General features: G+C 68.4%; 12 protein-coding genes. 5 read left to right on the forward strand and 7 right to left on the reverse strand.

Annotation, left to right across the window (positions count from 1 at the left end):
* Positions 1 to 137: 137 nt before the first annotated feature.
* The 3 genes from ACWGRX_RS08595 to ACWGRX_RS08605 all read left to right on the forward strand — a co-directional run bounded on the left by ACWGRX_RS08595 (position 138) and on the right by ACWGRX_RS08605 (position 2160).
* Entirely contained in the window at positions 138 to 1094 is a 957-nt protein-coding gene (locus tag ACWGRX_RS08595) for a zinc-ribbon domain-containing protein (RefSeq protein WP_452117202.1), read from the forward strand.
* A 126-nt stretch (positions 1095 to 1220) separates the two neighbouring features.
* A complete protein-coding gene (gene hpt / locus ACWGRX_RS08600; protein WP_291637694.1) occupies positions 1221 to 1781 on the forward strand; it encodes a hypoxanthine phosphoribosyltransferase in 561 nt (186 codons plus the stop codon).
* Positions 1782 to 1785: 4 nt separating this feature from the next.
* Positions 1786 to 2160 (forward strand): response regulator, encoded by a 375-nt coding sequence (locus tag ACWGRX_RS08605; protein ID WP_452117203.1) that lies wholly within the window; start codon positions 1786 to 1788, stop codon positions 2158 to 2160.
* A 15-nt stretch (positions 2161 to 2175) separates the two neighbouring features.
* Here the strand turns inward: ACWGRX_RS08605 and ACWGRX_RS08610 are convergent, their stop codons facing one another.
* On the reverse strand, positions 2176 to 2685 hold the full coding sequence (locus ACWGRX_RS08610) for a TspO/MBR family protein (RefSeq protein ID WP_452117204.1): 510 nt from the start codon (positions 2683 to 2685) through the stop codon (positions 2176 to 2178).
* 104 nt (positions 2686 to 2789) lie between these two features.
* On the opposite strand from ACWGRX_RS08610, the gene ACWGRX_RS08615 reads away from it, so the two are divergent.
* The gene (locus ACWGRX_RS08615) at positions 2790 to 3944 is read left to right on the forward strand and encodes a trans-sulfuration enzyme family protein (protein WP_452117205.1); all 1155 of its coding nucleotides are present in this window, start codon (positions 2790 to 2792) and stop codon (positions 3942 to 3944) included.
* A gap of 92 nt (positions 3945 to 4036) precedes the next feature.
* Here the strand turns inward: ACWGRX_RS08615 and ACWGRX_RS08620 are convergent, their stop codons facing one another.
* The 6 genes from ACWGRX_RS08620 to argH form a co-directional block, all read right to left on the reverse strand.
* On the reverse strand, positions 4037 to 5251 hold the full coding sequence (locus tag ACWGRX_RS08620) for a GGDEF domain-containing protein (RefSeq protein ID WP_452117206.1): 1215 nt from the start codon (positions 5249 to 5251) through the stop codon (positions 4037 to 4039).
* 144 nt (positions 5252 to 5395) lie between these two features.
* Positions 5396 to 6025 (reverse strand): glycoside hydrolase family 19 protein, encoded by a 630-nt coding sequence (locus ACWGRX_RS08625; RefSeq protein ID WP_452117207.1) that lies wholly within the window; start codon positions 6023 to 6025, stop codon positions 5396 to 5398.
* 233 nt (positions 6026 to 6258) lie between these two features.
* Positions 6259 to 8937, reverse strand: a complete 2679-nt coding sequence (locus tag ACWGRX_RS08630) for a TIGR02302 family protein (protein ID WP_452117208.1) — start codon at positions 8935 to 8937, stop codon at positions 6259 to 6261.
* Between the two features lie 149 nt (positions 8938 to 9086).
* The gene (lysA, locus tag ACWGRX_RS08635; RefSeq protein ID WP_452117209.1) at positions 9087 to 10376 is read right to left on the reverse strand and encodes a diaminopimelate decarboxylase; all 1290 of its coding nucleotides are present in this window, start codon (positions 10374 to 10376) and stop codon (positions 9087 to 9089) included.
* Positions 10377 to 10383: 7 nt separating this feature from the next.
* Positions 10384 to 10647, reverse strand: a complete 264-nt coding sequence (lptM, locus tag ACWGRX_RS08640) for an LPS translocon maturation chaperone LptM (RefSeq protein ID WP_291645758.1) — start codon at positions 10645 to 10647, stop codon at positions 10384 to 10386.
* Positions 10648 to 10777: 130 nt separating this feature from the next.
* On the reverse strand, positions 10778 to 12184 hold the full coding sequence (gene argH / locus ACWGRX_RS08645) for an argininosuccinate lyase (RefSeq protein ID WP_452117210.1): 1407 nt from the start codon (positions 12182 to 12184) through the stop codon (positions 10778 to 10780).
* Positions 12185 to 12214: 30 nt separating this feature from the next.
* Here argH and tlpA point away from each other — a divergent pair, with 30 nt between their 5' ends.
* Complete coding sequence (gene tlpA, locus ACWGRX_RS08650) at positions 12215 to 12841, forward strand: thiol:disulfide interchange protein TlpA (RefSeq protein ID WP_452117211.1); 627 nt, start codon at positions 12215 to 12217, stop codon at positions 12839 to 12841.
* The last annotated feature ends 21 nt before the right edge of the window (positions 12842 to 12862 follow it).

Here is a 12862-nt window from a genome sequence, read left to right on the forward strand (position 1 = left end):
ACACCCGGAGCGGCCGCCCGCGGGAAGGGTCATGCCGTCGCTCCCCGCAATTCTTCCCCTGAAAGCACCCGCTTTACGCGACGTTAACCATAAATTGCGCCAATGACTGGACGAACCGCCTCCCGGCATGCCGGCGCTTGCGCGCCGCCCGGAACCGAGGAGGTTCGAACATCATCGCCGCGCCTTCCAGCCGGCTGCAGACCAACGCCGCGCGGAGCGACCGCCCCAAGACCATGCTGATCGTCTGTCCCTCCTGCGCCAGCCGGTATGAGCTCGACGAGGCCAAGATCGGCCCTTCCGGGCGCAAGGTCCGTTGCGCGTCCTGCCAGACGACCTGGCAGGTCGAGGCCCCGGCACTGGCCGCGCCCCCGCCCGAGCCTCGGCAGGCGGAAGAGCCAGCGACCGAGCCGGAAGCCGATCTCGGCGAGATCGCGGCCCAGGATTTTCCCAGCGCCCCCAGCGAGGACGAGACCAACGCACTGCTGGCCGAGGAATTGCGCCAGGCCGCCGAGATCGAACAAAGCGTCTCGGCGCTCGCCGCCGAACGCAGCGACGCCGCGACGGCGCCGACCACCGCGCCGACGAGACGACGCCGCAAGCCTGCGGCGAAAGGCTGGCTCGAAAGGCTCCGGCCGGCCGGGCGCCTGCCGCTCGGCACGCCCGCCGCCATCGCCTTCGCGGGAGTCTGCGTCCTCGGCCTGGCTCTCTGGCAGCGCGGCGCAGTGGTGCGCACCCTGCCGCAATTTGCCGCGCTCTATGAAAGGCTCGGCCTGCCCGTCAATCTGCGCGGGCTCGCCTTCAGTGCCGTCGAGAGCGAACTCGTGCAGGATGCGCAGGGGCGCTTCCTGGTTGTCGAGGGCGACGTCACCAACATCACCCGCGAGAAGACGAAGCTGCCGCCGATCACGGTCGCCGTGAAGGACGAGGCCGGCCAGGTGCTCTACACCTGGACCGCGGATCCTCCGCGGCCGGTACTCGAGCCGGCGGAGCTGGTCCGCTTCCGGGCGCGGCTGGCTGCACCGCCCGAGAACGGCCGCTCGGTACAGGTCCGTTTCGGGCCGCTCGCCCAGGCGACGCTCGCCAGCGCTCGGTGATTCCCCCACCACATTGCCGTGGCGGACTTCAATTATCCGCGCTCCGGCGTTATCGATAGGTCCAGTTTCAGCCGCGATCATGGGGCGGCGCTAGCGGGCGCCGGAGCCCGGAAGGAATGCCAGACCATGCCGCCGTCCCAGCGTATCCGGGTGCTCTACGACGAGGCGACCATTGCCGCCCGCAACGCCGAGATGGCTGCGGCGATCGCAGCTGATTCGCCCGCCGACCTGCTGGTCGTCGCGGTGCTGAAGGGCAGCTTCATGTTCGTGGCCGATCTGATCCGCGCGATGCACCGCGCCGGCATGGCGCCCCAGGTCGAGTTCGTCCATCTCTCCAGCTACCGGGCCGCCACCATCTCCTCCGGTCAGGTCGAGATCCTGCGCGACGTGCAGAGCGATGTCCGCGGCCGCCAGGTCCTGCTCGTCGACGACATCCTCGAATCCGGCCGCACCCTCGCCTTCGCCAAGGACCTGCTGGCGGCGCGCGGTGCGGCCAAGGTTTCCAGCGCCGTCCTGCTGGAGAAGCCGGGCAAGCGTGCCGTCAACATCAAGGCCGATTATGTCGGCTTCGAATGCCCGGATTATTTCGTCGTCGGCTACGGCATGGACGTCGCCCATTCCTATCGCCAACTCCCCTATGTCGGCGTGATCGAGACCGCCGACCAGGCCGGCTTGCCGGGGATCTGAACCCATGTCGCGCATTCTCGTGGTCGATGACGAGGAGACCCTGCGCATGCTCGTCGCGCGCGGCCTCGCCATGGACGGGCACGATTGCATGATGGCTGGCGATGGCGCCGAGGCGCTGGAGATCCTGACCGCCGAACAGGGCCGGTTCGACCTTGTGCTCACCGATATCCGTATGCCCCTGATGGACGGCATCGCGCTCGCCCTCGCCGCGAAGCGCGAGTTTCCCGACCTCACCATCATGCTGATGACCGGCTATGCCGAGCAGCGCGAGCGCGCCAAGAGCCTCGAGACCATCGTCGCGGAGGTGATGGCCAAGCCCTTCACCATCGCCGAGCTGCGCGAGACCGTGATGCGGGTGATCGAACGCTCGATCGATTGAAGCAACTCTCCGCCTTCAGCGGTTCAACCACCAGATCGAGAGGTTGAGCACCGCGGCGAACGAGACCCAGGCGAGATAGGGCGCGAGCAGCCAGGCCGCGAACCGGTCCGGCAGGGTCGCGAAGCGCCTGATCGTCCAGATGATCGCGGCGATCAGCAGGGCGATGACGACGAGCCCGCTCGCCGGGCTGTTCAGCCCGAAGAAGACACAGGACCAGGCGAGATTGAGCGCGAGCTGGACATGATAGGCCAGCAGCGCCCGGCCGCGACCGAGCGTGCCTGACGGGCGGCGCAGCACGCGGAAGGCGGCGAGGCCCATCAGCGCGAACAGGACGGTCCAGACCGGGGCGAACAGCCAGTTCGGCGGGTTGAAGGGCGGCTTGGCGAGCCCGGCATACCAGCCCGGGATCTGCGGCACCGTCGCCGCGCTGCCGATCAGCGACGCTGCGACCACCGGCAGGATGGCGATGAGAAGGGCCAGCCACACTGCCGGCTGACGATCGGCGCTATCGGTCTGTGTGCTCATGCGGCAAGGATGGGGTATCCCTGCGCTCCTCGCAAGACGAGTCTATTGCACCGCAGCAAAGACAGTGAGATGAATTGTCTCTCATAGTGGAAACTGGATCGCCGATGACCAAGCGCCCGCTGCATCCCCGTTCGCTCGCCGCCCAGGCCATGGGCAAGGTCGACCCGCTGACCAAGGCGGTCGTGCCGCCGATCCATGTCGCCACCACTTATATCCGCGACGCGGACAACGCCTATTCCTCGGGCTTCGTCTATGGCCGTCCCGACAATGAGACGGTGCACGAGGCGCAGGCCGTGCTCGCCATGCTCGAGGAGGCCAAGGCCGGCGCCCTGCTGTTCAGCTCCGGCATGGCCGCGGCGACCGCCGTGTTCCAGGCGCTCTCCCCGGGTGACCATGTCGTCGCCTCCAAGGTGATGTACTGGGCGTTGCGGGCCTGGCTCCTGACCGAGGCGACGCGCTGGGGGCTGAAGATCGAATTCGTCGAGACCGACGATCTCGCCGCTTTGAAGGCGGCCGTGAAGCCCGGCATCACCAAGCTCATCTGGGCGGAGACGCCGTCGAACCCGCTCTGGACCATCACCGACATCGCCGCCGCCGCCGAGATCGCCCACGCCGCCGGCGCCAAGCTCGCGGTCGATTCGACCTGTGCCTCGCCGGTCCATACCCGGCCGCTGACCCTCGGCGCCGACATCGTCATGCATGCCGCGACCAAGGTGCTGAACGGCCATTCCGACGTCGTCGCCGGTGCGCTCTGCGCCGCCGAGGACGACGAGTTCTGGGGCAGGGTCAAGACCGTCCGCAAGATGCAGGGCGGCATCCTCGGCCCGTTCGAGGCCTATCTCCTGATGCGCGGCATGCGCACGCTCCATGTCCGGCAGGAGCGCCAGTCGGCCTCGGCCATGGCGCTGGCCCAGAAGCTCTCGGCCCATCCGCTGGTCTCGCGCGTGCTCTATCCCGGCCTGCCGCAGCATCCCGGCCACGACATCGCGGCGCGCCAGATGCAGGGCGGCTTCGGTTACATGCTCTCGATCCAGGTCAGCGGCGGTGAGCAGGCGGCCGTTGCCGCAGCGGCTCGCGTCGAACTTTACAAGAGAGCGACCTCGCTCGGCGGCGTCGAGAGCCTGATCGAGCATCGCGCCTCGATCGAGGGCGCCGGCTCACCCTGCCCGCCCGATCTGCTGCGGCTTTCGACCGGCATCGAGGATGTCGAGGACCTCTATGCCGATCTCGACCAGGCGTTGAAGGCGGGGCACGGCTGAGCAGTGCGGCTGTTTCGCATCGGCTTCCGCAGGCCGATGCGATAACAAAAAGATCGATCACCGTAACCGGGTCCGGACGGACGCGCGGCGATCTAGCCGACCTTGAGCCGGACGCGCTCGACGACACCGCGCCGCCCCTCCGGCAATGGCCGGCTGCTGGCCGGAGGTTCCGTGTCGCCCGCACGCACGACACGGTCGCGGCCATTCCGCTTGGCGGCATAGAGCGCCTTGTCGGCATCGTGCAGAAGCGCCTCGAAATCGAGAACGGTTTCTTCGGACCAGGCGACGCCGGCGCTGACCGTGCTCGCAAACGAACCACCATTCCCGCTGAAATTGCGCTTGGCGAGGCGCCTGCGCACGCCATCGGCGAGATTTGCCGCCATGATCAGCGAGGCTCCCGGCAACAGCAGCGCGAATTCCTCGCCGCCGAGCCGCGCCGCGAGCCCCTGCGATCGGCTGGTCAGCGCCAGGATCTTCCCGAAGCTTCGCAGCACCTCGTCGCCCGCCAGATGACCATGGACATCATTGGTCGTCTTGAAGTGGTCCATGTCGAAAACGATCAATGCCGCGGGACCTCTGACGTCGCCTGAGAGGCGACTGAGCAGCGCCCGCCGGTTGAGCAGGCCGGTCAAAGGATCGGTCTCGGCATCGCGCTTATGGCCGCGCGCCAGCCGCGCCTGGTTCAGCGCCAGGGAAAGCGCGCCGATACCGGACAGGGTGAGCAGGCAGATGACGATGTTGAGGTCTTCGGCCCAGTTCGATGGAGCCTGCGACAGGCGCCATTCGCCATCCAGCAGCAGCAGGACGGCGCAGGGGACGAAGGAGAGCCCCGTCAGCACGTAGAGGACCGTCAGCAGCGGAATGGCCAACCGGGCTTCGGCGCGGCCGAGCCAGTAATCCCAGGCCGTGATCAGAAGAATGACCGTCGCTGCGACATTGAGCATGACGATGGCGGCGCCGTTGTAGCCGGCCAGCATCGGGACGGCCATGGCGACGGAGGACACCACCGCCATGACGACCATGCTGCGCCAGGGCAGGACGCCGGTGCGGAACTCACGGCCGGCGCCGAACACGAAAGCGAGGCCGGTCAGCAGGATCGTGTATCCGGCGGCGCCAATGGCCGGCACCATGGTCTGCGCGTACCAGCTGTAGATCAGCACGCCGAGCGCCATGAACGCCACGCCGAAAGTCCAGGCGATCAGGAAGCGTTCCGTTCTGGAGGCCAACCAGCTTACGAAAAAGGTGATCGCCAATCCGCAACCGGAAAGGGCGAAGGCCGTCAGCAGCGAATGGTAGTCCAGCGGCAAGGCACACTCTGCGGCAGGTGGCGATAGCTGCGCAGCTTATCGACGCCTGCCCTTGCGAAAGCTTTAAGCCGACCGCGTGGATTCCGAGCTATCGCGGCCGAGGCCGATCCTGATCGGTTTCGGCCCCTGGACTGGCTGCCCGGTCTAAACCCAGATGCCCTTCGCCGTCGCCAGCAATTGCCGGCGGTCGGCGAGACCGTTGGCGCCGCCATTGATCAGCTGCGTGACGCGGGCCGCATCGTCGCGGTCTGCGGCGGCGTTGAGGTTGCGGTCGCGCCAATAGGCGAAGGCGATCTGGATCGAGATGCGCGGATCGAGCGCGAGCTCCGGCCGGCCCTCGAGATCGACGTTCAGCATCCGGCCATAACGCCGGTAGTTGGCCCGGCCGGTCAGCTGGAAGACGCCACGGCCATGATAGCGCGCCCCATCCCCGGCTTCGCTGTTGCCGAGATCCGTGCGCCCTTCATAGCGCGCGAACTGCGTCGCCCCACCCTGCTCCTCGAGCGTCCGGAAACGGTTGGTCTCATGCGCGGCCTGGGCGAGGAAATGGCAGAGGCGCAGCCGCGTCGTGACCTCGGCCTGGACGGCGAGCCGCTCGAAATGCAGCGCGATGTTCGCCATGATCTCGGCCTTGCCGACCGGGGCGAGCCGGGCGAGCCGCGCCACCGTCACGGCGAGGTCCGGCTCGGCGACCGGCACGTTCTGGGCCGGAACCTCTTCGGCCGGCACCGGCGCGGCGGGTTTCCTGCGGCTTCGCGATCCCTTCATCGACATGACGGCGCTCCCCATGGCTGCGGGCATCATGCACCGGTTTTCCGGGACGGGGATAACGCGGTCGGATATCCCGCCGGCCGATCAGTCGCGCCGTTGGAGCGGGAAACTCGTCGTCATTCTCGGATGAAGCGAAGCGCAGACCCGAGGAGTGCCTGACTTGGGGGCGCCGACCTGTGCCTCCTTCGGCCGAGGATGCTCGGGTCAAGCCCGAGCATGACGACGAGGCGCAGCGCTCAGTTCCGCCGCAGCAGGCGTTCGAGATAGTCAAGCTCTTCCAGCGGCCGCGAGGGATCGCCGAGGCGGCGGCGCAGCTCCTCGAGGATGCGCCGTGCGCGCTGCGTCGCGCTCTCGTCGGCGCCGGGCACGCGGACCCGGCCATCGGCCCAGTCGCGCTGGCGCTGCGGCCGGCCGAGCGGGTCGTCGCGGGTGCGCTGCTGGGCTGAAGGCCGCCCCGCCGGGCGCCCATCGGGCTCACCAAAGGCGTTGTCATTGCCCTCACCCTCGCCGGGCTGGCCCTGCATCTGCTGGGCAAGGTTCTGGCCGCCCTTGCGCAGCGCGTCGAGCGCCCGTCCCTGCGCATCGACGGCCTCGCCTTCCTGGCCCTGGCCGAGCTGTCCCTCCGCCTCGCGCATCGCCTCCTCGGCCTCGCCGAGCTCCCCCGGATCGGCGCCCATGCCGCGCATGCGCCGCTGGAGGTCCTGCAGGCGCTCGCGCAGGGCCTGCTGACGCTGCGACAGGCCCTGCCCCTGGCCCTGGCCGCCCTCGGCGTTCTGGCCGTCCTCGCCCTCGCCTTCGTCGCCCTGCTCGCCGGGTTGCTGGCCGCGTTGCCCACGCTGGCCCTGCTGGCGCTGCTGGCCGGGGCGGGCCTGCTGCTGGCCCGGCCGCTGGCCACGCTGGGCCCGGTTCTGGCGCTGCTGCTCCTGCTGATAGGTCTCGTCACGCAACTGCTGCTGCTCGCGCGTCATCCGGTCGAGATCGCCGAGCGCCTGGTTCATCTCGCGCTGGCGCGGATCCTGTTGGCCGGGCCTTGCCGTCTTGAGATTGTTGAGGAGGTTGTTGAGCTCCTCCATCAGCCGCTGCGCCTCGGCGAGATCGCCGCGCTTCGACAATTCCTCGATCCGGTCGAGCATGTTCTGCAGGTCGCGCGGCGTCACCGAGCGGAAATTCTCCGGCAGCTGCGCCTGGTTCTGCTCGCCATTCTGCTGCTGGCGCTGCATCTGCTGGGCGAGCTCGCGCATATAACGATCCATCGCCCGCCGCATTTCCTCGGTGAGCTTGCGGATTTCCTCCTCGGAAGCGCCGCGTTCCAGCGCCTGCTGCAAGTTCTCCTGAGCGGCGCGCAGCGCCTTCTCGGCATCGGAGAGATCGCCATCCTCGAGCTGCAAGGCGAGCCCCCACATCAGGTCGGCGGTCTCGCGCAGCTGATCGTCGCTCGTCGCACGGCGCAGGCGCTCGCCGATCATCCGCATGGCGAGATAGACCCCGGTCTCCTTCATGAAGCGCTCGGGCTCAATCATCAGCGCGTCCATGGCGAGCTGAACGCGCTTGCGGGTCTCGACATTCATCACCAGACGGCGGCGCTCCTCGACCAGCGCCTTGGCCAGCGGCTTGGTGAAGACGCGCTGCGGCAGAACCACTTCGAGCGTCTCGCTACGGCCCTCCTGGCCGGCCTCGTCGCGCGCCAGCAGGCTCATATTGACCTTGGCGCCGGCCCAGGGATGGGCCGAAAAATCGACCGTGCTCTTCATCTCCTCCTCACCGGAGGCGGAGGATGGCGGCGGCAGGCTCTGCTTCGGCGCTTCGACCAGAGAACGCCCGCTCGTGACCGGACCGGCGCGCGAGACGATCACCTCAATCGCCGCGATTCCGTAATCATCCTTGGCGCGGTAGCCGATCCCGAGCCCACCCTGCACGCCGCTCACGGGCTTGGGGGCATCGACGAAAGCGATCTCGGGCTTGGCGTCGATGACGGCGTGCAGGCTCAGCGTCTGCTCCGGGGCGCCGCTGCCTGTGATGCGCAGCGTGCCGTCACCGGCGAGGAGATAGCGCTTCTCGACGACCGCGACGGTAGGCTCGGCTGACCTGGCAGCCCCGCTTGGGCCGGCGCCGGCCGGCGCCGCCTTGTCATCAGCCGGCAGCGCGTCGAGCCGGCCTGTCGTGGCGACGTCCATGGCGCTGCGGCCGGCGATACGCACGACCACCGTCGACTTCTCGGGAACGTTGAAGCGCGGGCTGGCGAGCCTGGAGAAATCGATCAGGATCGGCGGCAGGCGCGTATAGGCCGGCGGATCGATCCAGGCATCGATCCGCGCCGGCGCCGTCGCCGCGGCCGGGCCGCGCCAGTCGAAAGCCGCCGAGAGCCGGGGCCAGACCTCGTGGCCGGCGACGAAGAAGCCGGTGACCGCCGCGAGCAGCGGCACGGCGCGCAATGCGCGCCGGTCCCGTGCGGCCATCAGCGGCCGAGGCACGCTCACCTTCAGCGCCGCGACATGTTCGCTCTGGCGCTGCAGATGCAGCTTCCACAGCGCCTGCGAGACCGGATCGCGCCCACCGACGGCGAGGCTGTCCTCGAGCGCCGTCGCCGGACGATGGCCGCCCGCCACCGAGCGGTCGAGCCGCGCCAGCGCCTCGCGCCGGCCCGGCCAACGGTCGCGGACGATCGGCCAGAAACTCGCAAGAAAGGCGCCGGCGAACAGAAGCGCGCCTCCAGCCCGGCCCCACCAGGGCAGATGCAGCCAGAGCCCGAGCCAGGAAACGGCGAGGAAAGCGAAGGCGACGGAAAGCGGTGCCCAGAGCCGCGGCCAGAGCCGCTCCCAGGCCAGCGACAGTCGTGCCACCACCGCGAGGCGATCGAGCCTGCGGCGGATCAATGCGAGCGGATCGAGCGCCGTGTGGCGCGGCCTGTCATTCATCCCGCTGCTCCGGGCCGCGCCATACGGCCCTCTGCCTCCGATATGGAACAAAGGCTAGCACGGGAATATGGCATGACCAGCGCGGAAGCGCGGCAGCCCACAGGCGCTCCGGGAATCGTGAAGCCGCCAGAGCGATCATCATGCGCGGTCTAGGACAGCCAGGGCGGGGACCGATCGGTGCCGATCAGCTCCTCATAGCTCTGCCTGGGCCGCGTCACCGCGAATTGATCACCCTTCACCAGGACCTCGGCGACCAGCAGTCGCTGGTTATAGGTCGAAGACATGCTGGCACCATAGGCGCCGGCGGTCATGAAGGCGATCAGATCGCCCTGCCGGAGCTGCGGCAGCTCGCGCCCGGTGGTGAAGGTGTCGCCTGATTCGCAGATCGGCCCGACCACGTCATAGGCGACCGTCTTTGCGCCCTCCTCGGGCTCCGCGACCGGCCAGATCTCGTGATAGGCCTCGTACATCGCCGGCCGCATCAGATCGTTCATCGCGGCGTCGACGACGAGGAACTGCTTGGTCGGCCGCGGATTGAGATGCAGCACCCGCGTCAGCAGGATGCCGGCATTGCCGACGATCAGCCGGCCCGGCTCGAAGCCGAGCTCGACATCGAGGCCCGCCGTCAGCTTCCCGACCATCCCGGCATAGGCTTCGATCAGCCCCGGGCCATGGTCGAAATCCCGCGGCACTTCATAGGGAATGCCGAGGCCGCCGCCGAGATCGAGCCGGTCGACCCGGTGTCCCTCTTCGCGCAGCGCCAGGACGAGGTCGCGCATCTTGGCATAGGCCGCCTCGAAGGCTCCGGTCTCGCGGATCTGGCTGCCGATATGCACGGCGAGTCCCATGATCCGGACGCCGGCCAGGTTGGCCGCGCGGGCGTAGAGCCGGTGCACGTCCTCGAAGGAGACGCCGAACTTGTTGGCCGAGGAGCCGGTGGTGATCTTGGCGTGGCCGCCGGCCCCGATATCGGGGTTGACCCGGAACACCGCCTCCTGGCGCCGGCCGAGCCGCTCGCCGATGCGCGACAGCAAGTCGAGCTCGCTCTCGCTCTCGATATTGACCTGGTAGATTCCGGCCTCTACGGCGAAGGCGAGCTCGCCTTCGCTCTTGCCGACACCGGAGAAGACGATGCGTTCCGGCGGGAAGCCGGCCGCCAGCGCCTTGCGGATCTCGCCTTCGGAAACCGTGTCCGCCCCTGCTCCCAACCCCGCCAGCGTCTTCAGCACGCCGAGATTGCTGTTCGCCTTCATGGCATAGAAGACCTGCGGCTTCCGCCCGGGCGTGATCGACGCCATCGCCTGCTCGTAGAGCCGGTAATGCCGCTCGATCGTGGCCGAGGAATAGACATAGACGGGGGTTCCGACCTTCTCCGCGATCTCGCGCAGGTCGACATTCTCGGCGAAGAGCGCGCCGTCGCGATAGGCGAAATGGTGCATTGTCAGCTCAGAGCAGCGGGTCGAGCACGAAGGGCGTCTCGGGAATCTGCAACGCCTTGCTCGCTTTCGCCGGCTTGCCGAGCGGCGAGGCGTCCATGGCGGTCGGCGGCGTGTTCTCCACGGCGCCGATCTGCTTGTCCGGCAGCGCGATGGCGTTCTTGGCGTTGGGAGGGGCCTCGAGCGGGCCCTTGCGGCCACAGGCCGCGAGCGCGAGTCCGAGCAGGCCGGCCAGCAGAACGGCGCGGCCGAATTTCAGGCGGGAATGCGGCACGAAAGAAAATCCTCGGACTAGGTTCGAGCGGCAGTGTAGCGAATGGCGCCGAGGCTTGCGAGCCTCGCCGGCGTCATTCTCGGGCGCGGCGCTGCGCCGGCCCGAGAAACTGGGGCGGTAGAGGCTCGGGTCAAGCCCCGGACTGACGGCCGGCATCCTTGGCGAGCAGCTTCAGCCAGCGCTTGGCCTGCCGCTTCACATTGGCGGGCGCGGTGCCGCCATAGCTGACCCGGCTCTTGACCGACTGCTCGACACCGAGCACCGCGAAGACCGCCTCGGTGATCGTCGGCTCGACCTGCTGCATCTCGGCCAGCGAGAGCTTCTCCAACCCGACGCCACGCTCCGAGGCCAGGCCGACGAGGCGCCCGGTGACGTGATGCGCGTCGCGGAACGGCATCTTCAGCACCCGCACCAGCCAGTCGGCGAGGTCGGTCGCGGTCGCGTAGCCGAGGCCCGCCGCCTTCTTCATCACCTTGAGGTCCGGCTGCATGTCGCGGACCATGCCGGCGGTCGCGGCAAGGCAGAGCGACAAGGTCTGCACCGCGTCGAAGGTGCCTTCCTTGTCCTCCTGCATGTCCTTCGAATAGGTCAGCGGCAAGCCCTTCATCATCGTCAGCAGAGCCTGCAGCGCGCCGAAGATGCGCCCGGCCTTGCCGCGCACCAGCTCGGCCGCGTCCGGATTGCGCTTCTGCGGCATGATCGAGGAGCCGGTCGAGAACTTGTCGGAGAGCTTGACGAAGCCGAATTGCGGCGTCGCCCAGAGCACGATCTCCTCGGCGAAGCGCGACAGATGCATCGCGCAGATCGAGGCTGCGGACAGGGTCTCCAGCACGAAATCGCGGTCCGAGACCGAATCGAGCGAATTCGCCGTCGGGCGGGCGAAGCCGAGCGCCTCTGCCGTCATGTGCCGGTCGATCGGGAAGGAGGTGCCGGCGAGCGCGGCGGCGCCGAGCGGGCATTCGTTCATGCGCTCGCGGGCATCCCTGAGCCGGCTACGATCGCGCGCCAGCATCTCGACATAGGCGAGCAGATGATGGCCGAAGGTGACGGGCTGCGCCGATTGCAGATGGGTGAAGCCCGGCATCACCGCCCCCGCATAGGCCTCGGCCTTCTCGGCGAGCGCGAGCTGGAGACCGGCGACCTGCTCGTCGAGCTGGTCGAGCGCGTCGCGCACCCAGAGCCGCATATCGGTCGCGACCTGGTCGTTGCGTGAGCGGGCCGTGTGCAGGCGCCCGGCGGCGAGGCCGATCTGCTCGCGCAGATTGCCCTCGATGTTCATGTGGATGTCCTCGAGCGCGCGCGAGAACGTGAAGCGCCCGCCCTCGATCTCGGCCTCGATGCCCTTGAGTCCCTTGGTGATGACGTCCACGTCGTCCTGCGTCAGGATCCCGGTCGCGGCCAGCATGGCCGCATGCGCGAGCGAGCCCCTGATGTCCTGCCGCCACAGGCGCTGGTCGAAATCGATGGAGGCGTTGATCTCCTCCATGATGGCGTCTGGACCTGTGGCGAAACGCCCACCCCACATGCGGTTGCTCACGGCGATCTTTCCTGCTCTTGAGGACGCACGATGACGTCTCGTTCGAAAATGGCGGTGGCCCTCGGCGCGCTGGTTCTGGTCGCGCTCGGCGGCGTGGCCGCCTTCTACTCCGGGCAGGGCGGGGCCGGCAATTCCACTTGCAGCGCCGCGACCACGAAGCTCGCCGAGCTGCGACCGCTGGTGAAGGGCGAAATCGCCGCCATCCAGGTGCCGCAAAAGTCGACGCCCGTGCCCGATCTCGCCTTCAACGGCCCGGACGGCAAGCCGACCAGCCTCTCGGCGATGCGCGGGCGGACCGTGCTGGTCAATCTCTGGGCGACCTGGTGCCCGCCATGCCTGCTCGAAATGCCGGCGCTGGCCAAGCTCCAGAAGACGCTCGGCGGTCCGGATTTCGAGGTCGTCACCGTCAATATCGACACGCGCAACCTCGACAAGCCGAAGGAGTGGCTGGCGAAGAAGGACATCGCCGGCCTCGCCTATTACGCCGACCCCGAAGCCAAGGTCTTCCAGGATCTGCGCGCCGCCAAGAAGGCGGAGGGCATGCCGGTGAGCCTCCTGGTCGATCCGCAGGGCTGCGAGCTCGCGACATTGCAGGGCCCCGCCGAATGGGCCGGCACCGAGGCTCTCGCCCTGATCCGGACGGCGCTCGGCCGCTGAGCCGAGCTTTCGCTGCCGCAG

Source organism: Allobosea sp. NPDC055594 (assembly GCF_053618995.1).